We start from the raw sequence: 20,010 nt of genomic DNA on the forward strand, positions 1-20,010 counted from the left end.
CTTAATCAAACATCTTATCTAGCATTTTTGATATTTTGAAAATTTAATTATGACAAATACAACGCAAAACGACTCACTATTACGCTTTATGACATGCGGTAGCGTAGATGACGGCAAAAGTACCCTGATTGGCCGCTTACTTTACGATACCAAAACTATTCTGGCTGATACGCTGACGCAAATTTCAAATACCTCTAAAAAACGTGGCATGGAAGCTGTGGATTTATCACTGCTGACCGACGGTTTACAAGCTGAGCGTGAGCAAGGCATTACTATTGACGTTGCTTACCGCTATTTCAGCACTGGTACACGTAAATACATTATTGCCGATGCACCAGGTCATGAGCAATACACACGCAATATGGTAACCGCAGCGTCAACAGCAAACCTTGCGATTATTTTGATTGATGCACGTAGAGGCGTACTCACGCAAACACGCCGCCATAGCTATTTAGCACACCTTGTGGGAATTCCACACATTGTGGTAGCTGTTAACAAAATGGACTTGGTTAATTATGACCAAGCTGTTTATGACAAGATTTGTGCAGATTATGCAACCTTCGCGGCAGAAATTGGCCTAGCTGCAGCGAGAGATATTCGTTTTATTCCAATGTCTGCATTGAACGGCGACATGTTAGTTGATCGTCTGGAAAACATGCCTTGGTACACTGGCGAGACATTGCTTGAAATGTTAGAAAAAGCGCCAGCTGCGCATACAGAACAATCTGAGGCATTCCGCTTCCCTGTTCAATTTGTATGCCGTCCACACGCGTCTGACGACCCTGAGTTACATGATTTCCGCGGATTTATGGGGCGTATCGAGTCTGGTGAAATTGCCGTAGGTGACGCAGTCACTGTTTTGCCAAATGGTTACCAATCAAAAGTTAAAGCTATTCAACTCGGTGCTGAGCAATTGCAGTCTGCATCAACAGAACAAAGCGTTACTTTGCTATTAGATGATGAAATCGACACATCTCGTGGCGATATGATTGTGAAAAGTGCTGAAGCAATTGAACCTGTAAAACAAGTAGAAGCGTTCGTGTGCTGGCTATCAGAAACTCCTTTGTCTACAGCCAGAACTTACATCATTCGTCACACCACGCGCGAGTCTAAAGCTAAAGTAGGCACGATCAGCTATAAAGTAGATGTCAACACATTAGAGCAACAAGCGACTAGCGACTTGAAAATGAATGACATTGCACGTATTAGCTTTAAGCTTGCGCAACCGCTGATGATAGACAGCTATAAAAATAACCGAGCTACTGGTGCCTTCATCATTATTGATGAATCAACAAATAACACGGTTGGTGCAGGGATGATTGTGTAAATTCCAACAAAGTTACTATGTACATATACGGTAACTTTATAGAATTATTCATCGCAAACTAATAGAATTTCTAATAAAATAACGTTTTAGCTTTTAAGCTGTAAAGGACTTTAAAAATGACTTATGTCGTTACCGAAAATTGTATTCAATGTAAATACACTGACTGCGTAGATGTTTGCCCTGTTGATTGTTTTGTAGAAGGTCCTAACTTCCTTGCAATTAATCCAGATGAATGTATTGATTGCACATTATGCGTTGCAGAGTGCCCCGCTGAAGCAATTTTTGCCGAAGATGATGTCCCTGCAGACCAACAAGAATATATTGCATTAAATGCTAGACTTGCTCAATTGTGGCCGGTCATTACTTCTCGTAAAGAAGCACTTGAAGATGCTGATGCTATGAACGGCGTACCTGGCAAACGTGATTTATTGATTGAATAGTCTTAATAATCATTATAGGTATCAATCAATAACAAAGGGGGCATGTGCCTCCTTTTGTATATTTACTAATTGTATATACACTAAGACATTTAATTATTTGTCTGTCAAACATACCAACTTGTTGTTATGACTAAGCCGCTAAGATTTCTTCAACACTACTCTCCTACCCTGCAAGATAAAATCAGGCAATTACAGGCACAAGACTTGTTGGGCGACTATATTACACAGCGCTATCCCCAGTATCACAGTATTCAAACAGACAAAGCACTTTACCAATACAGTAACGAGATTAAACAAGCATTCTTACGAAATGCTCCTGTGCTAGACAGAGTGCAATATGACAATAAATTAGGCATAGAGCATCATGCGCTCGGCCTGAACACTGCCATTTCACGTGTTCAAGGTGGAAAGCTTAAAGCAAAAAAAGAAATCCGAATTTCTTCATTCTTTAAAGAGTCACCTATTGAGTTCTTACGCATGATTGTAGTTCATGAGCTGGCTCATTTAAAAGAACGCGATCATGACAAAGCCTTCTATCAACTCTGCCAACACATGGAACCACATTATCATCAGCTAGAATTCGATTGCCGTGTTTATTTAACTTGGAAAAGTGAAGCTAAGATTTAAGCTCTAAAATTAATGATTCAACATTAGCTTCATCCTTTAACTAGCTATCTTTCTTATCTCTGCTAGTAGTTGAAGTAACTTTATCTATAATTGCTTTACCAGTATCAGTTTGAACCAAACCTTCTAACATTGCACCAAGTTGCGTACCACCATTAGCACTAAATAAATCTGTCAGATTATTAAGCCCAGCGTTAACACTTGCGCCATTAGCAATTACTTTGACATTAGCTTTTTCTAACGCTTTAGCTTGCTCCACACCAACAGAACCCATCACCTCTACTTGCTTAAGTGAAACTAAATATTTTTGGTAAGATTCATTATTACCAATTTTCTCGGCCAACGTAATTTCGGCTTCTACTGAGGCTAGTTGCATCAATTTTTCAGCATTTGCTTTTGCAGCTCCCTCTGCATCAATACCTTTAGCTTCAAATGTTTTAGATTGGAAATTACCATCAGCGATCATCACCGTTGAAGCTTTCTCACCTTCGGCTTTAATGAGGGCTGATTGCTTTTGTGCCTCCGCATCAATCACCGTAGTTTGTTTTTTGGCTTCGGCATTAATTACAGTTGTTGCTTTCTCTTTCTCTGCTTCAACAATTTTGACTTGTTTATCAATTTCAGCCTGATTTACTTGAGCTACTTGAAGAATACTCATTTCTTTTTCTTTTGTGATTTTTTGTTGTTCAGCAATCACTTGTGTCGCCTGTTCATTGGCAATACCAACTTCACGCTCTTTCTCGGCAGTTCTTAGCCCAACCTGCTGCAAGGCTTCTTGTTTCTTCACATCTGTTTCACGCTGCGCCTCGATCTCTGCAATCTGCGCCTTTTTGTTGTTCTGAGCGACCTCAGTACGACTTTCCATCTCAATTTGAGATTTCTTTTTGTCCATAATATTTTTGATGACATGCGAGTCTCTAGCATCTCGAATATCCATCAGCTCAACACTCTTTACTGTACTAACACCCCAAGACCTTAAATTATCATCAACTTCCTTTGTAAATGCTTCACCAAATTTAGCACGGTCTTGCATAATTGATTCAATGCTATTTGTTGCCAAAATACTACGAATACACCCCTGAAGAATTGCATTCAACTGGCTACGCATCTCACTAAATGATGAAACTCTTCTAGCCGCTATCTCACTATCACTAATACGAAAAAATGCTTTCACATCAATAACAAATGGTAACCGTCCTTGGTCATAAGCTTCGTAATCAATAAGCTCTTCAGCAAATACAGACACTGGGTATTTTGATACCAACACACCAATCACAGGGATCCATGAAGGAAATTCATAGTAAGTATTCCCATTTAAACCTTTAGCACTAATCTGGTCGCCATTTTCTTTGATATTACTTGATTCGATACCAACTCCATAAGAAATTGAGCGCTTACCTGATTGCACAATATGCACTTCATTAGTGGGTACCACGCGACGTAGTAAGACAATCCAAAAAGTGAACAATGCAACAAGAGCAACTAAAACAGAAACATAAATAACGTCCATAAATACCCCTTATTAATTTTTTTATTATTTACAGCCAATACAAATAACATTTCATTTGAGAATCTTACTTCTCAATATCATAACCCAACTAATTATTAAATATACAGCCATAGCAATCGCCAAACCTGATGGCGCATACCAAACAAGTGGCACCACCAGACCTGCTGATACCGTAGATAACAACATTTGGATAAAAGCCTGTCCAGAAGCCGCCGTGCCACGAATTTTAGGGTGGCGGTCCAAAGCAGCTAATGAAAGTATCGGCATTGCTAAAGCCATGCCAATATTAAACAGCGCGATTGGCACAATGTTGTAAATAATACTTGTAGGAAGATATACGCAAACGGCGATATTCAGCACGACCATTGCTGACATCCATACATACGCAACTTTGATTACTTTTCTTTGTGTATATCGACCAGCTGCACGTTTCGCTAAGTAAGAGCCCAGCACCATGCCGCAAACCGTAGGCACAAACATGTAAGCAAACTGATGTTCTGTTAGACCTAAATGCTTAACTAAAAACACAGGGCTTGCCAACACATAGAGAAAGAATCCCGCAAAGTTTGCACCTAACGCAAACACCACATAATTAAACTCTTTATCACTAAAAATCATGCGGTAGTCTTTGATGACCTGCTTTGCTGACAGCGGTAAACGCTTTTCTTTGGGCATAGTTTCAGGTAAGTACTTCACTGCTGCCCATAAGCTTAATGCTGCGTATAGGGCTAAAAAGATGAATATCGCTTGCCAATGAATACCAAGGAGTAAACCGCCTATAATAGGTGCAACTGCTGGCGCAATGCCAAACAACATTTGCACGGTTGCCATCACTCGTTGCGCTTGCGGACCTTCAAACAGGTCACGTACCATTGCACGTGCTACAACGTTTCCAGCGCCCCCGGATAGGCCCTGTAAAACACGAAAGAACCATAATGTTTCTACATTAGGTGCGAATGCACAGCCGATTGATGCCAATACAAAAACACTTAAGCCCCACTTAATGGTGGTGATACGTCCAATTGAGTCAGATATCGCACCATGCCAAAGTGTCATGAGGGCATAAGGTAATAAATAAAATGTAAGGCTTTGTTGAAGCTCTAATGAAGTGCCGTGTAGGTCACGCTCTAGTGACGGGAATGCTGGCAAGTATGTATCAATTGCAAATGGTGCAAGTGCTGCTAGACCTGCAAGTACAATGGACAATACCAATGGAGATGATGGATGCTTCAAATGAAAACTTTCATAAATGTACTACCCGCAATAAAAAGCGCGCTACTGATGATCACAGTAGCGCGCTAGATTAAATCACAATAACGCTATTAATGCATCTTTGAAAGATACAAAGCCAATCAAATATAAGACCAGCTAGTTGTCTGAATAGAATTTATGGCAGCGCATGAAATTCATCTACACGATCTTTAAGCTCACCAGCGATAATTTTCTTAGAATTCTTATCATTTCTAAATACGATAGGCTGTGCAGCAATAGTCGGGTTTCTTGAATCTAATATCGCCTGCTCTATCAAATGATGATGCGGTGACTTACTGCAAACTGGGTCAGCCGCTTCAGCATCGCCAGTGAGCAAAAATGTCTGGCAACGGCAACCACCTAAATCATTTTCTTTTTCACTACATGTGCGGCATGGCTCTTTCATCCAACTATCACCACGATATTTGTTAAATGCTGGAGAGTCTTTCCAGCTCCAACCTAAATCTGTATCTTTCACGTTTGGGAACTGCATATTAGGTAATACGCGTGCTGAATGACAAGGCAATACATCACCATTAGCTGTCACAATCATGAACACCTCACCCCAACCGTTCATACATTTTTTAGGACGATCTGAGAAGTAATCTGGCACTACAAAGAAAATCTTCATTTTACTGCCAGACTTTTCTCTGAATTCGTTAGTAATTCGCTCCGCTTCATCTACCTGCTCTTTGGTAGGCATTAATTGGCTGCGATTTACTAAAGACCAGCCGTAGTATTGCGTGTTAGCAAGCTCAATGTACTCTGCACCAAGTGCATCGGCCATCTCTAAAATTTCTTTCATATGGCCAATGTTATAGCGATGAATCACAACATTGAGCACCATTGGATAGCCATGACCTTTAATCATGGCGGCAACTTTTTTCTTGAGCTCAAAAGTTTTGGTATTGGTAATGAAGTTGTTAATTTCCTCAGTAATGTCATGCATCGATAACTGAATATGGTCTAAACCACCATCTTTGAACGCCTGAATGCGTTTTTCTGTTAAACCAACACCCGAGGTAATTAAATTACTGTAATAACCTAGCTTTTTAGCTTCAACAACAATATCTTCAATATCATCACGCAACAGTGGCTCACCACCAGAAATACCCAACTGAATAGCGCCTAATTTACGTGCATCACGAAGCGCTTGTATCCACTGCTCAGTTGTTAATTCATTTTGCGTATGTTTGTCATAGTCTGTAGGGTTATAGCAAAATGCACAATGCAATGGGCAGCGATATGTTACCTCTGCTAACAACCATAAAGGCTGTGTCTGTGTCACATTGGCTGCAACACCATTATTTTGTGCTTGAGTGGCATGGATGGTCTTTTGAACCACTGACTCACCTAAGGATGCTTGTGTCATTTTGCTACTCCTAAATTAAACTAAACTTTACGTATCCAAGCTTTGCTTAGTGCAAGCTCATACATACCAATAATATCTTTTTCGATGTTTTCAGCATCTGGAAATGTGACTTTTAAATCTGCGACCACATCGCTTACTGTCGCTTTACCATCTAAACGTTTAATCACCTCTCCAGCACCACCATGTAGTTTGACCATGCCTTCTGGAAAAAGTATCACATAGCTACTCTGCGCCTCTTCCCACTGAAAACGGTGGTGAGGTGCAAGTGTATAAATGTCTTCATTTTGTATCTGATTATCCATCATCTGCTTTCTTAACTTACATTCATCACTGGTTGACGCAGATAATCGCGATCTTCAACCTTAATGTCTGCTGATTGCAACATAATCGCATCCGCCATTACCCACAAGACATCTAGTTTAAATTGTAATATATCCAGTGCTCGCATCTGCATTTCACGAGTTTGGCTAAAATAGTCTAATGTGACTTCTAAACCCTGCTCTACGTCACGACGTGCTTGAGTCAATCTATTTTTAAAATATTGCATGCCTTCTGCATTAATCCACGGGTACATCTCAGGCCATGAGTCTATACGTTGTTGGTGAATATGCGGTGCAAATAGCTCAGTTAAACTTGAGCAAACAGACTCTTGCCATGGGCGTTGTTTTGCAAAGTTGATGTAGGCATCTACTGCGAACTTAGTACCAGGTGCAACAAGTTTCAATGAAGTCACCTCTTCGCGACTTAATCCTACTGCTGCACCTAAGTGAATCCAAGCCTCGATACCGCCTTCACCACCCTCTGCAATTTGGCCGCTACCATCATGATCGAAAATACGTTGAATCCAACCACGGCGCAATTCACGATCTGGGCAGTTTGATAAAATTGCTGCGTCTTTCATTGGAATCGCAATTTGGTAGTAATAGCGATTAGCCACCCATGCCTGCATTTGTTGCTGCGTAAGTTTACCCTCATACATCAACACGTGAATTGGATGATAGATATGATAGCCTTTACCTTTTTCACGTAATTTAGCTTCAAACTCTTCTTTAGACCAGGGTGCCAATTTTTCAGCCATTTTTTTCTCCAAATATTTAAAGTGATTAAACCAGTAGAGATACTTTTATTTTAAGTTTCTATCTTCAAAGGTTACTGTCAATAGCATTTACTTAATAGATAAAAGCATCTAAGCACTTTGTATTCTTACAAAATAATATCCATGCCATCATAAGCCACTTCAATTTTGTGTTCATTCAATACAGCGCGCTCGGCGGAATCTTCACGCAAAATTGGGTTAGTGTTGTTGATATGAATCAACACTTTTCTTACATCACCAAATTTATCTAGTTCTTCAATCATGCCATTAGGACCAGATTGTGGATTATGACCAATGCTACGTGCAGTTTTAGTCATTAAACCCAAATCCAACATCTCCGTATCAGTCCAGAACGTACCATCGACCATAATGCAATCTGCTTGATTCATTAATGCTGGTAAATGTGGCTCAATTTCTGCCAAACCAGGTGAGTACCAACATTTTTTACCTGAACTAATCTCTTCAATCAAAACACCAATCGTGTCCCCTGGATGCGGGTCATTGCGGTGAGGTGAATAAGGTGGTGCGGCGCTCTTCAGCGCAACTGCTGTAAATTTTAAGTTAGGTACATTCGGCATGGTAAAACTGGTTTTACCATCAATCGGGATATTGTGATGATTAATGCCACAGTAATGGCCAAGAATATTTAAAATCTGATTACCAGAAGTTAAATCACCATACACCATGTCTGTACAGTAAATCTCACGCTTAACAGAGCCCTCACGCAACATAAACAGACCTGTAGTGTGATCAATTTGTGCATCAATCAACACAATCGCTTGAATACCAGAATCCCTCACGGCACGGCCTGGTTGCAATGGTGCAAAGTCTTGGATTTGTTGCAACACATCAGGTGAGGCATTAAACAGGACCCAGTTCACCCCGTCTCCACTGACGCAAATTGATGACTGTGTGCGCTTAGTCGCCTTAATTGTGCCTTTACGTAAACCGTCACAATTAAAGCAATTACAATTCCACTGTGGAAAACCACCCCCAGCACCAGCCCCTAATACATGTATATGCATGAATATCTACATTTCTATTTAAATTAAATTTCAATCATTAAAAAATGTGCTTTATAAAAACACCACAATTTTTTTGTAAAAAAATGATGACATTGCTTTCAACAATCATTCTTTTACAAAAAAAGGCTGTCTCTCGGCAGCCTTTTTTTAATAATACGTAAACAACTAATTATTTGTTCATTACGTACATTGTTACTTCAAAGCCAAAACGCATTTCTGTCGCTGCTGGTGTTGTCCACATGATCAATTTCCTTTTTTAAATTTAGTTGATATCGCTACTCGCTTTGTGCTGTAACGTGAGATGCATTCTGCGCCCTTAATCAGATGCGTAACACTGCAAACTTACCCAATATCTACTAAGTAAATTCATGATGCGAGGGCTTGAAAGCATTATCCCTTGATTATTCCAGCTAACACTTCTAGAAATTTTGCATTTTCAGAAAACAAACCAATACTCACCCTAAGATACTCAGGCATTTCATAGTTAGCAACTGGTCTGACGATGACACCCTGCTGTAGCAACTTCTGATTAATGCCTGCAGCATCCCCCACTTTGACGCTAATGAAGTTTGCAAATGATGGGATGTAAGTCAAACCCAATTGATCAAACCCGTGTTTTAACTGAGCCATACCAGCTTGGTTTAAGGCGTAGCTACGCGCCACAAAGTCATCATCCGCTAATGAAGCAACGGCTGCCGCTTGCGCAACACTATTGACATTAAAAGGCTGGCGCACACGATTCATCATATCTGCCACTTGAGCATGACATAAACCAAAACCAATGCGTAAACCAGCTAAACCATATGCTTTTGAGAAAGTACGCGAAATCACCAGATTTTCAAATTCTTTTAGCCAGCCGATTGCTTCAGATTTATATTCTGCTGACAAATATTCGTCATATGCTTCATCTAGTACGACTAACACATGTTGTGGCACTTGCTTTAAGAGTCTATATAAAGCTGCCTTTCCTAATAATGTACCTGTCGGGTTATTCGGATTAGCAATGAAAATCAAGCGGGTTTTATCAGTCACTGCTGCTAGCATTGCAGATAAATCATGACCGAAATCTTTCGCTGGTACGACAACACCCTTTGCACCCATCGCTTGTGTCACCAATGGGTAAACCGCAAAAGCATGTTGTGAGTAAATAGTCTCACTATCGCTACTTAAATAAGCACGCGCAACCAGCTCTAAAATATCGTTTGATCCATTACCAAACACAATCTGGTCATGTGCAACGCCGAACTTATTGCTCACAGCTTCCCGTAAAGCAAAACTATTACCATCTGGATACCTTGCAATATCGAGAATTGCCTCTTGAATCGCGTAATCCGCCTTAGGACTAATACCTAATGGATTCTCATTCGAAGCAAGTTTAACAATCTCTTCAACTTTTAGATTCATTTCCCGTGCGAGCTCTGTAATCGGTTTTCCACCTTGATATGGTGCAATTTTTTGAATATGTTGAGGTGCTTGGATGGTCATAATATGATGTTATTTAGAAAATTAAGAAGATAAGAAAGATAAATTCGTAAAAAAGTTGCATTGGTGGCACATACAACTAGCATGCTAGTAATTGCTAATTTATTAAATTACTCACCATTTTTATCGTTTATGGAACACAAAAACAAATCAATTTAAATGGCATGAAACTACTGATAACGCTAAATAACAGCGAGAGGATAAGATCCTAAAAGTTTAAGATAAGACGCTCTAGATGTAATTTCATTGATTGCAGAACCAACGTTTGCATCTTGCACATGCCCTTCTATATCGACATAAAACACATATTCCCACATACCACCTTTTGCCGGCCTTGACTCCAGCTTAGTCATACTGACATTATGCTTAGCTAAAGGCTCTAGCAAACCTAGAATTGCACCAGGTTGATTCTTGGTCGCAGTCACAAAAGAAGTTTTATCCTCACCAGATGGCGCAACATCATGCGCAGATAACACTAGAAAGCGCGTGGTGTTTTTAGGATCATCTTCGATATTTTCAGCAAGAATATTCAAGTTAAATAGCTCAGCTGCACGCTTACTTGCAATTGCCGCAGCGAAAGTACCATCAGCAACAATCAAGTCATGAATCATTTGTGCAGCACGCGCGTTACTTGTCACTGGTTCACGCTCTGCCTTGGGCAACATTTTATTCAGCCACTCGTGGCACTGAGCTAAAGACTGTGAGTGTGAAAATACGTGCGATATTTGATGTATATCAGTCTGTTTCGACAGCAAACAATGGTGAATTGGTATTGTGACTTCACCACATATTTTAAGCGGGCTAGTTAATAGCAAGTCTAAGGTTAAACCCACAGCGCCCTCATTTGAGTTTTCTACTGGCACGACACCGTAATCAGCTTGCCCAGATTCAACGGTGCGAAAAACCTCATCAATGGAGCCACAGACAACTGCATGCTTACCTTCGCCAAATTGCTTCAGCGCAGCCTCTTCACTATAAGTCCCAAGTGGACCCAAAAAGGCAACTGTCATTTCTTTTTCTAATGCACGACAATTAGACATAATGCTGCGGAATATATTGGTCACAGCCTCAGCGGGCAACGGCCCAGGATTTAACGCTGTTAGCCGCCTCAAGACTTGTGCCTCACGTTCAGGGCGATAAATCACACCATCATCTTTAAGCTCACCGATATGGCGTGCATGGCTCGCTCGCTCATTGGCAAGTTTAAGGATTTTTTCATCAATCGCATCAATTTGATCACGATGCTGCTTTAATAGGTTAGATAGTTGTTCTTTGGACATATTAGTGCGCTTTTTCAAATTCCTGCATATAACTCACCAATGCCTGAACACCTTCAATCGGCATTGCATTATAAATTGACGCACGCATTCCACCGACCATGCGATGACCTTTCAACTGCAAAAGACCATTAGCTTCTGCGCCCTTTAAAAAGGCATCATTCAACGACTCATCGGACAAAAAGAAAGGAACATTCATACGTGAGCGGTTAGGGATAGCTATGTTGTTAACATAAAAATCAGTGCTATCAATGTAATCGTAAAGCAAATTAGCTTTTTTAATGTTTACTTGCTCTATCGCACTCACACCGCCCTGCGCTAGAAGCCACTCAAAGACTAAGCCAGCAATATATATGCTATAAGTGGGTGGCGTATTAATCATAGATTGATTTTCAGACTGCGTTTTCCAATTAAATACTGCTGGCGTTAAAGGTGATGCGCGATCAAGTAGGTCTTCTCGCACAATGACGATACATAGTCCAGCCGGGCCAATATTTTTTTGTGCACCGCCGTAAATCACGCCATACTTAGTCACATCAATCGGCCGAGAAAGAATATGTGAAGACATATCAGCGACAATAGGCACATCACCGGCATCTGGCAAACCATCAAACTCTACACCATTGATTGTTTCATTAGTACAGATGTGCAGATAGGCCGCATTTTTATTAAGCTTCCAAGTAGAGAACGCCGGTACATTGTTAAAGCCATCCGCTTCACTACTGGCAACCACATTGATTTTTCCATACGCATTAGCATCATCTACACTGCGTTTAGACCACGCACCTGTTACTACATAATCAGCCTCTCCACCATTGAGCAGGTTCATTGGGATAATTGCATTTTCGGCAATGGCTCCACCTTGTAGAAACAACACTTTATAGTTTTGTGGAACATTAAGAAGCTTACGTAAATCTGCTTCAGTTTTAGCCAAAATACTGGTGAATTCTTTACCTCTGTGCGACATTTCCATCACACTCATGCCAGAGCCATGCCAATCTAACATCTCGGCTTGAGCACGCTCAAGTACTGATTTAGGTAAAACTGCTGGGCCTGCTGAAAAGTTATAAATTTTAGTCATTAATTAAGTGATAGATCAAAAATATTATTTAAAATTAAGTATTTACATCTGAAATTTATTGATTGAGTTGCAAGCAATACACGTAACAAGCGCGTGTATTGCTAACCTCTCTATAGGTTATTCGACTTCTTTATCGATTTCGACATCACCGTCAATTTCACCATTGATTTCAATGCCACTATCGATCTCACCATCTTCATCCTCATCGGTTTCTACGATTTTCTCAATTCCAGATAGTTTTTCGCCTTCACCAAGGTTAATCAAAGTGACGCCTTGAGTTGCACGGCCTAACTCACGAATTTCACTCACACGTGTGCGAATCAATACGCCACCTGTGGTAATCAGCATAATTTCATCTTCATCGTTCACTAGTTTTGCTGCAACGACAAGACCATTACGTTCGCTCACTGCAATCGCTTTCACGCCTTGTGTACCACGGCCTGAACGGCGGAAGTCTGCTAGTACAGTACGCTTGCCATAACCGTTCTCAGTCGCCACCATCACAGTTTGTTGGTCATCCGATGCAATCAATAATGATAGAACTTGCTGACCTTCGGCAAGCCTCATGCCTCGAACGCCACGTGTTGCGCGACCCATTTGACGCACTTCATCTTCATCAAACCATACCGCTTTACCACCGTTGGACACTAGCACCACATCGTTACTGCCGTTGGTGATTTCAGCACCAATTAAGTAATCACCATCATCTAGATTAATCGCAATAATGCCTGATTTACGTGGATTAGCGAATTCTGTTAACGCGGTTTTCTTGACGGTACCAAGTGAAGTTGCCATGAAGATAAAGTGATTTTCATCAAAGCTTTTCACCGAAAGAATCGCGTTGATTTTCTCGTTTTCTTCTAACGGGAATAGGTTAACAATAGGTTTACCGCGACTTGTTCGGCTACCTTGCGGAACCTCATACACTTTAAGCCAATAAACACGACCACGATTAGAGAAGCATAAAATGTAATCATGAGTATTCGCCACGAACATTTTATCGATAAAGTCATCTTCTTTTGTTGCTGCAGCTTGTTTACCACGACCACCACGTTTTTGCGCACGATACTCGTCTAGAGGCTGAGATTTAATATAGCCAGTATGAGATAAAGTCACCACTACATCTTGCGGCGCAATCAAATCCTCTAGCGACAAATCTTGTGCGTTTTCAACAATCTCACTGCGACGCTTATCACCAAACTGTCTTCTGATTTCATTCAACTCGTCAGTAATAATAGTCGTCACACGTGAAGCTGTTGCAAGAATATCAAGCAAGTCCGCAATCACATCCATAACTTCTTTGTATTCGTTGACTATCTTATCTTGCTCAAGACCAGTTAAGCGTTGCAGGCGCATTTGCAAGATTTCTTGCGCTTGCACATCGCTCAATTTGTAACCATCTGGCGTCAAACCAAAATTCACTGCGAGTCCATCTGGACGAGCAGCTTCCATCGCAGCGCGTCTCAACATCTCTTCAACCACTGGAGACTGCCAAGATTTTGCCATCAAGTCTTTTTTGGCTTCAGGCGGTGTTGGCGCCGCTTTAATGATAGCAATCATTTCATCTACGTTTGCTAGCGCCACAGCCAAGCCTTCTAACACATGGCCACGCTCGCGCGCTTTTCGCAATTCAAACACAGTGCGGCGCGTGACTACTTCACGGCGGTGACGTAAGAACGCTTCTAGCATCTGCTTCAAGTTTAGCAAACGTGGCTGTCCATCTAACAAGGCCACCATGTTCATACCAAAAGTATCTTGAAGCTGTGTTTGTTTATATAAATTATTTAAAACAACTTCAGGAATCTCACCACGCTTCAGTTCAATCACTACGCGCATGCCTGATTTATCAGACTCGTCACGTAAATCAGAAATCCCTTCGATTTTCTTCTCGTTCACAAGCTCAGCGATTTTCTCAATCAGCGTTTTCTTGTTTACTTGGTAAGGCAGTTCATCAATAATGATTGATTGGCGCCCCCCCTTGTCCATGTCTTCAAAGTGAGTACGTCCACGCATTACAACGCGACCACGACCTGTACGATAGCCCTCTTTAACTCCCACAGTACCGTAAATAATTCCTGCTGTTGGGAAGTCAGGTGCAGGCACTAGTTCGATTAAATCTTCAACCGTGGTCTCTGGATTTTTAAGTAAGGCAAAACAGGCATCGAGCACTTCGTTAATATTGTGTGGTGGGATGTTTGTTGCCATACCTACCGCGATACCTGAGCTACCGTTAATCAGCAGGTTAGGAATACGTGCAGGCATGATGAGTGGCTCATGCTCAGAACCATCATAGTTGGGACCAAAGTCTACAGTTTCTTTATCAATATCGGCTAACAGCTCATGTGCAATTTTCGCCATACGGATTTCCGTATAACGCATTGCAGCCGCATTATCACCATCCACTGAACCAAAGTTACCTTGTCCGTCGACCAGCATATAGCGTAATGAGAAATCCTGCGCCATACGCACGATGGTGTCATAAACAGCTGTATCACCATGGGGATGGTACTTACCGATCACATCACCTACAATACGCGCTGATTTTTTATATGGTTTATTGTAATCGTTAGATAGCTCATGCATCGCGAACAAAACGCGTCTATGCACAGGCTTCAGACCATCACGAACATCGGGTAAAGCACGCCCCACAATTACGCTCATTGCGTAATCGAGGTAAGATCGACGCATCTCGTCTTCTAAACTAATTGGGAGGGTTTCTTTAGCGAATTGATCCATATTTTGACTGTCTTATAATGGTTTTTATATGACACAAATTTTAACATGATTAGCGCGCAAAATAACGCTTACAACCATACTTTTAACATAGTTTTTCAACGTTAAAAATAGGGGCTAAATCTCGTTCAAATTTAATAAGCAAACAAGCTGGAAATTGCTTAAATCTGACTAGTTTCAGGGGTGTTTTATGCGAGGTTTGACAGCACCACAAATTTAGCGACCAATATCAAACCTACATCATGAGTCTTAAGTTAATTTCATTGGATACAGTAGCCTAATACTAGCTGACAATTAACTTCCCATCTTTGTATTCATTAGAGCAATTTTATCAAGGCACCTTGTAATGCTCTTGTGTCATTAAATCTACACCACACTCCAGATTCTCGACCCAATTGATAAATCGATTCACCATGTCCTTACCCACGAATGAACGTCCATGCTGCGGCACAATTGAATCAATCTCAAGATTACGTACCATTGCGGCCCATAAACGGCAAGCCTTGTTGGAGGTCATATATCGACGGTGAAAGGGCAGCATCGTAGGCAAATGCTCATCAAAATTAGTGACGGGCTCAATAGCAAGGTCATGATGTACCAAAGAAGCCCCCAAATCTCCTGAGAACAAAATCTTACTTGTCACATCGTAAAACTGGAAATTACCTTCAGAATGGAGAAAATGTGCAGGTATCGCTTTGATAATTGCACCACCTAACGTGATATTCATACCACAGTCAGGAATGCCAATAATGCGGTTTTTTGTATTTCCCACACTGCAAAAGTGCGGCAAGAATCGCTCCCAAATAGCCGGTGCAAGCACCTTGCACTCAGTACCTACTAGCCACTTATTAATGGATGCGACAATATCAGGATCTTGGTGTGAGGCGAAGATATAATCCAACTTGCGAAAGTGAAAGTACTTACCCATCCCCATCACCAATGCACTATAGGTCATATTACCACCCGGGTCGATAAGCGCCCCATGTCCATCGTTCACAATCAAAAACTGGTTTGATTGAACAGCCTCATCTGATGAATCAGTATCTGATAAATCACTGAATTTTACACAAATGTGTTTCCCATTATTAAATAGTTCCGATGCCACGTTTTGCTAACCCTTTGACGAGAAATCAAAACTGCCCATTACTAAATGATATTGCAATGAGCAGAATGCTGATTGGTTGATGAAGACAACGCTAAGGTTGTCTTTTTACCTCAACCAAACTCTCTAGGACATGATGCACATCAAAGAAGCACGTACTAGCTTACCAATAACGCCAAATCAGCTTTCAAATCTTCAATGTGCTCTAGGCCCACTGCAATACGTACCAAACCATCACTGATACCTGCTGCCAGGCGCGCCTCAGGCGTCACTCGACTGTGTGTGGTGGTTGCTGGATGTGTAATCGTGCTTTTTGCATCACCTAAATTTGCAGTAATGGATATCAGTTGCGTAGAGTCAATGAGTGCCCATGCTGACTCTTGCGCAGTTTTACCTGATGTTGGTTTCACTTCAAAAGTTACAATGCCGCCACCGCTAAGTTGCTGGCTCATGGCTAGCGCATGCTGTGGATGAGACTTCAAACCAGGATAATGTACACGACTAACTTGCGGCTGTGCTTCTAGCCATATTGCCAAAGCCAAGGCATTTTTGGCATGCGCTTCCATACGTACATGCAACGTTTCCAACCCTTTTAAAAACACCCATGCATTAAAAGCACTCATGGTCACACCAGCTGTGCGTAAAAATGCATAAACTGGCTCCATTAAGGTCTTAGAGCCGAGCACTGCACCACCCAAGCATCTGCCCTGCCCATCAATATATTTTGTTGCGGAGTGAATCACAATATCCGCACCCAACGCTAGTGGCCGCTGTATTGCTGGTGTGCAAAAGCAATTATCTACCACCAAATGTGCACCAGCTTGATGTGCAATATCAGCCAACAAACGAATATCACATACTTCAGTTAGCGGGTTAGAAGGCGTTTCTACAAAAAACAGTTTAGTTTTTGCTGTTGCAGCAACAGCCCACTCATCAGGCTCAGTAAGTGATACAAAGGTTACCTCCAAGCCCCAGCGCTTAAGTATATTGCCGAACAACTGCACGCTAGTACCAAATATACTGCGAGAGGCAACAACATGATCACCAGCTGAACACAAGCCCATAACACACGCTAAAATTGCAGACATCCCGCTAGATGTGGCTACACATTGCTCAGCACCTTCCAAAGCAGCCAGCTTATTTTGGAACATTGTGACCGTTGGGTTAGTAAAGCGCGAATAAATATTGCCAGGCTCTGTGCCACCGAATCGAGCAGCAGCTTGTGCTGCACTTTTAAATCTAAAGCTTGAGTTCAGAAACAAAGCTTCAGAGTTTTCTCCGTATTCAGTCGACTCACTACCAGCACGTACACTCAGCGTTTCCGGGTGAAATTGTAAATTATTATTCATCATTTCCTCTAAGTTCTCGGGACATAAAAAAACCCGCTCAAGCATTGCGCTAAAACGGGTTCTTTTTTACTCGCTTTAGCTGTATTTATAATGCGCCCGCAAGCTGAGTGTGGCCTTGATTAATGTTGGCAAACTCAAATCAGCGCAACTTCATGTTAGTCTTAAGTGTAAACACAGTCAAGTATTTAACATGAGCAATTACGTATTTTAAATGACCTAATTTAAGCGCCCTCTTCAACCTCAAGTCCATTGGCGTTGATTAAATTCAAATCCAACTGGGTACTTGAATTTGCTGGTTTAGCGTTCTTTTGTCCATCACCACGTGCAGACTCAATTTTTGACAAATATGCTTCACTGATATCACCAGTCACATACTTACCATCAAAGCAAGAACAGTCAAAATCTTTGATTTTAGGATTGCTTTGCTTGATATCATCGACCAAAGCATCAAGATCTTGATAGATGAGTGCGTCAGCACCGATCTCTTTACAGATTTCCTCATCGCTACGTCCAGTTGCTAACAACTCGTCGCGACTTGGCATATCAATACCATACACATTTGGGAAACGAACTGGAGGCGCTGCTGAAGCAAAATACACTTTAGTCGCGCCTGCATCACGTGCCATCTGCACAATTTGCTGTGAGGTTGTGCCACGCACGATAGAGTCATCCACCAGCAGAACATTCTTGCCTTTAAACTCAATCCCAATTGGATTTAGTTTTTGACGGACTGATTTTTTACGTAATGCTTGACCAGGCATAATAAACGTACGGCCGATATAACGGTTTTTAATAAAACCTTCTCGATAATCTAAACCTAACGCCAACCCTACTTGAAGCGCACTTGGACGACTAGTATCAGGAATAGGAATCACGACATCAATCTTTTTGTCTGCCCATTCACGCTTGATTTTCTCAGCTAAGCTCTTTCCCATATCCAAACGCGTTTGATATACAGAGACACCATCAATCACTGAGTCTGGGCGTGCTAAATATACATACTCAAAAATACATGGATTGAGCTTCGCTTCATCAGAACATTGACGTGAGTAGAAATTACCTTCCATATCAATAAATACCGCCTCACCAGGCTCAACGTCACGTAAAACTTCAAAACCCAAGACATCCAAAGCCACACTCTCAGAAGCGACAATGTATTCTGTGCCTTTATCAGTTTCACTCTTACCAATCACTAGTGGACGAATACCATTCGGGTCACGGAATGCAAGTAAACCAAAGTTAGCAATCATCGCAACAACGGCGTATGCACCTTTACAACGCTTATGAACACCAGCAACTGCATCAAAAGCCATGTCAGTATTTAGTACGGCGTTGCGCGATGTTTTTTCAATCTCATGTGCAAGTACATTTAGCAACACTTCAGAATCTGAACTGGTATTAATGTGACGTAAGTCCTGACGGAACATTTCTGATTTTAATTGCTCAGAATTGGTCAAGTTACCGTTATGTCCTAACACTATGCCAAACGGAGAGTTTACATAAAACGGCTGAGCTTCAGCAGCATTGGAAGATCCGGCTGTTGGATAACGGACGTGAGCAATACCGGCATTACCAACAAGGCTGCGCATATGACGTGTTTGAAACACATCTTTTACCAGTCCGTTATTTTTATGCATAAAGAATGTGTTGCCATCACAGGTCACAATGCCGGCTGCATCCTGCCCCCTGTGCTGAAGTACCAGTAATCCATCATACAACAACTGATTAACTGGATTTTTACCTACAATGCCTATAATTCCACACATGTATCGAGCCTTAACTGATGAGTTCTATTTAAATGATGATTCTAGTCGTATTTAACGTGCTTAGCGATGCCCTCTGGTACCCAAGGCAATAAACTAAGCACTAGCGCTTCAATTGGGGCGCTAAACATAGCATTGCGCCATCTAGAATCTTTAGGTATATCGGTCAAACCTGCGAGAAAAACGATCACACACACAATCAGCAGACCACGGGCCACCCCAAATAAAGCGCCTAAGAAACGATTCAACCAGCCCAATCCAGCTTTTTTAAAAATTGCAGATAGGGCAATGCCCAATAACGTAGCAAGCAATAAAGTTGCTAAAAAAAGTACCAAAAAAGCTGCCAAGACGCGAAGTGCATCGTTAGGGATATCTATCGGCATCATAGGAAGGAGTTGGTTCGTATAAGTAACACCAACATAAAACGCAGCGACTAAACCAACAATCGCTAGCACTTCTCTAATCATGCCACGCATCACGCTTAATATTACAGACAATCCTATTATGATTAATACAATATAGTCAAAAATCGTCATTTTAAATCTTTATCAGTTCCATCAAAAAGCATCGTTGTTTCA

General features: G+C 41.4%; 18 protein-coding genes. 3 read left to right on the plus strand and 15 right to left on the minus strand.

Annotation, left to right across the window (positions count from 1 at the left end; all coding sequences use genetic code 11):
* Positions 1-49: 49 nt before the first annotated feature.
* The 3 genes from cysN to A391_RS0108635 all read left to right on the plus strand — a co-directional run bounded on the left by cysN (position 50) and on the right by A391_RS0108635 (position 2,394).
* Complete coding sequence (gene cysN / locus A391_RS0108625; RefSeq protein ID WP_019898751.1) at positions 50-1,327, plus strand: sulfate adenylyltransferase subunit CysN; 1,278 nt, start codon at positions 50-52, stop codon at positions 1,325-1,327.
* 116 nt (positions 1,328-1,443) lie between these two features.
* Positions 1,444-1,767 (plus strand): ferredoxin FdxA, encoded by a 324-nt coding sequence (gene fdxA, locus A391_RS0108630; protein WP_019898753.1) that lies wholly within the window; start codon positions 1,444-1,446, stop codon positions 1,765-1,767.
* Between the two features lie 126 nt (positions 1,768-1,893).
* The gene (locus tag A391_RS0108635; protein ID WP_019898755.1) at positions 1,894-2,394 is read left to right on the plus strand and encodes a M48 family metallopeptidase; all 501 of its coding nucleotides are present in this window, start codon (positions 1,894-1,896) and stop codon (positions 2,392-2,394) included.
* A 40-nt stretch (positions 2,395-2,434) separates the two neighbouring features.
* Here A391_RS0108635 and A391_RS0108640 read toward each other — a convergent pair whose 3' ends face one another.
* The 15 genes from A391_RS0108640 to A391_RS0108710 form a co-directional block, all read right to left on the minus strand.
* Complete coding sequence (locus A391_RS0108640) at positions 2,435-3,901, minus strand: SPFH domain-containing protein (RefSeq protein ID WP_019898756.1); 1,467 nt, start codon at positions 3,899-3,901, stop codon at positions 2,435-2,437.
* A 51-nt stretch (positions 3,902-3,952) separates the two neighbouring features.
* Positions 3,953-5,134 (minus strand): multidrug effflux MFS transporter, encoded by a 1,182-nt coding sequence (locus A391_RS0108645; protein ID WP_036316736.1) that lies wholly within the window; start codon positions 5,132-5,134, stop codon positions 3,953-3,955.
* 154 nt (positions 5,135-5,288) lie between these two features.
* Positions 5,289-6,524 (minus strand): pyrroloquinoline quinone biosynthesis protein PqqE, encoded by a 1,236-nt coding sequence (gene pqqE / locus A391_RS0108655; RefSeq protein ID WP_019898760.1) that lies wholly within the window; start codon positions 6,522-6,524, stop codon positions 5,289-5,291.
* Between the two features lie 20 nt (positions 6,525-6,544).
* Positions 6,545-6,829, minus strand: a complete 285-nt coding sequence (gene pqqD, locus A391_RS0108660; RefSeq protein ID WP_019898761.1) for a pyrroloquinoline quinone biosynthesis peptide chaperone PqqD — start codon at positions 6,827-6,829, stop codon at positions 6,545-6,547.
* Between the two features lie 8 nt (positions 6,830-6,837).
* Positions 6,838-7,602, minus strand: a complete 765-nt coding sequence (gene pqqC, locus A391_RS0108665) for a pyrroloquinoline-quinone synthase PqqC (protein ID WP_019898762.1) — start codon at positions 7,600-7,602, stop codon at positions 6,838-6,840.
* 125 nt (positions 7,603-7,727) lie between these two features.
* The gene (gene pqqB / locus A391_RS0108670; RefSeq protein ID WP_019898763.1) at positions 7,728-8,645 is read right to left on the minus strand and encodes a pyrroloquinoline quinone biosynthesis protein PqqB; all 918 of its coding nucleotides are present in this window, start codon (positions 8,643-8,645) and stop codon (positions 7,728-7,730) included.
* A 169-nt stretch (positions 8,646-8,814) separates the two neighbouring features.
* On the minus strand, positions 8,815-8,886 hold the full coding sequence (gene pqqA / locus A391_RS14705) for a pyrroloquinoline quinone precursor peptide PqqA (protein ID WP_012777389.1): 72 nt from the start codon (positions 8,884-8,886) through the stop codon (positions 8,815-8,817).
* A gap of 149 nt (positions 8,887-9,035) precedes the next feature.
* Positions 9,036-10,130: a histidinol-phosphate transaminase gene (gene hisC, locus A391_RS0108675; protein WP_019898764.1), complete on the minus strand. Its 1,095-nt coding sequence runs from the start codon at positions 10,128-10,130 to the stop codon at positions 9,036-9,038.
* Positions 10,131-10,309: 179 nt separating this feature from the next.
* A complete protein-coding gene (gene pheA / locus A391_RS0108680; protein ID WP_019898765.1) occupies positions 10,310-11,407 on the minus strand; it encodes a prephenate dehydratase in 1,098 nt (365 codons plus the stop codon).
* Between the two features lies 1 nt (position 11,408).
* Complete coding sequence (serC, locus tag A391_RS0108685; RefSeq protein WP_019898766.1) at positions 11,409-12,485, minus strand: 3-phosphoserine/phosphohydroxythreonine transaminase; 1,077 nt, start codon at positions 12,483-12,485, stop codon at positions 11,409-11,411.
* Between the two features lie 117 nt (positions 12,486-12,602).
* Positions 12,603-15,221: a DNA gyrase subunit A gene (gyrA, locus tag A391_RS0108690; protein ID WP_019898767.1), complete on the minus strand. Its 2,619-nt coding sequence runs from the start codon at positions 15,219-15,221 to the stop codon at positions 12,603-12,605.
* 328 nt (positions 15,222-15,549) lie between these two features.
* A complete protein-coding gene (locus A391_RS0108695; RefSeq protein ID WP_019898769.1) occupies positions 15,550-16,323 on the minus strand; it encodes an MBL fold metallo-hydrolase in 774 nt (257 codons plus the stop codon).
* A 155-nt stretch (positions 16,324-16,478) separates the two neighbouring features.
* A complete protein-coding gene (locus A391_RS0108700; protein WP_019898771.1) occupies positions 16,479-17,669 on the minus strand; it encodes an O-succinylhomoserine sulfhydrylase in 1,191 nt (396 codons plus the stop codon).
* Positions 17,670-17,890: 221 nt separating this feature from the next.
* Complete coding sequence (purF, locus tag A391_RS0108705) at positions 17,891-19,435, minus strand: amidophosphoribosyltransferase (RefSeq protein WP_019898772.1); 1,545 nt, start codon at positions 19,433-19,435, stop codon at positions 17,891-17,893.
* 41 nt (positions 19,436-19,476) lie between these two features.
* Positions 19,477-19,968, minus strand: coding sequence for a CvpA family protein (locus A391_RS0108710; RefSeq protein ID WP_019898774.1), 492 nt, complete (start codon positions 19,966-19,968; stop codon positions 19,477-19,479).
* Positions 19,969-20,010 lie beyond the last annotated feature (42 nt).

Source organism: Methylotenera mobilis 13 (assembly GCF_000384255.1).
In the GTDB taxonomy this organism is placed as follows: Bacteria; Pseudomonadota; Gammaproteobacteria; order Burkholderiales; family Methylophilaceae; genus Methylotenera; species Methylotenera mobilis_B.